Source organism: Mycobacterium persicum, assembly GCF_002086675.1.
Classification (GTDB): Bacteria; Actinomycetota; Actinomycetes; order Mycobacteriales; family Mycobacteriaceae; genus Mycobacterium; species Mycobacterium persicum.
The window spans coordinates 1-1,174 of the sequence record NZ_MVIF01000246.1 but is presented as its reverse complement, the minus strand read 5'-3'; the positions used below and the strand labels follow the sequence as shown (position 1 = coordinate 1,174).

Sequence of the window (1,174 nt, the reverse complement as noted above, 5' to 3'; positions counted from 1 at the left end):
GTTCCGCACTGCCGCCGGCGCCGCCGAAACCGCCTTCGCCGATTCCGAAGCCGCGGCCACCGTCGCCTCCTGCGCCGCCGATTGCGTCCCCGGTCGCGGAAGCGCTGCTGGCGGAGCCGCCGATTCCGCCGTGGCCGCCGCCCACGGCACCGCTGCCGCCCGCCCCACCGTTGCCCGCGGTCGCGGTGCCCGTTGCGGCGGCGTGAGTGATGGATGCGCTGCCGCCGGATCCTCCGTTCCCGCCGGCGGCCTTGTTGCCGCCGGCGGTGCCGTTGGCTCCAGCGCCGCCTATGGCGTTTCCGCCTCCGTTGTTGATCGCGGTCCCGCCGCTCCCGCCGTTTCCGCTGCTTCCCCCGCTCATCTGGGCGATGCCGCCGGCCCCCCCGGCGCCGCCGATTGCGTCGCCGGTTCCGTTGTTGATCGCTGCACCGCCGGTGCCGCCGTTTCCGCCGGCCGAGTATCCGACGCCGCCCTTACCGCCGATACCGCCGATTGCGTCACCGGGTCCTTCGTGTTGGCCGGCCCCGCCGGTGCCGCCGTTACCGCCGCTGCCGGCACCGATGGCGGTGCCGCCGTCACCGCCGGTGCCGCCGGTACCGGCAAACAAACCGCTCTTGCCGCCGGTCCCGCCGTCGCCGCCGGCCCCACCGCCGAGCGCGGAGTTGCCACCGGTTCCGCCGGTGCCGCCGTTACCGTGGCTGCCGCCATCGCCGCCGGTCCCGCCGTTGCCACCCGATGCACCGAACGGCGCCAGGGGGTCGTCGTCGGCGTCATAGCCGCGGCCACCGGTGCCTCCGTGGCCGCCGTTGCCGCCGACGATGGCGCCAACCGCGCCGTTCGCACCGTCGGCGGCGCCAGGGCCACCCGCTGCACCGCCGGTGCCGCCGACGCCCACGCTACCGGGGTCGCCACCGTTGCCGCCGGTGCCGCCGACGGTGGTGGCGTTGCCGTTGCCGCCGGTACCGCCATTTCCTGGTGCTCCGGCGTTGCCGCCGGCGCCGCCGGCCCCGCCGTCGCCGTGAGCGCCTGCCGCGCCGAATAGCGACGAGCCGTGCCCGCCCGTTCCACCCATTCCGCCGTTGCCGCCGTGGCCGCCGGCGCCGCTATTGCCGCCGTTGCCGCCCGTTGCCCCGACGGTAGCGGCGTCCCAGCCGGCACCACCAATCCCGCCGAC

At 76.6% G+C, this 1,174-nt stretch carries 1 pseudogene; it reads right to left on the bottom strand.

The window, feature by feature from the left end:
* Nucleotides 1–1,174 (bottom strand): annotated as a pseudogene (locus tag BST40_RS30435) (PE family protein); the annotation flags it as partial.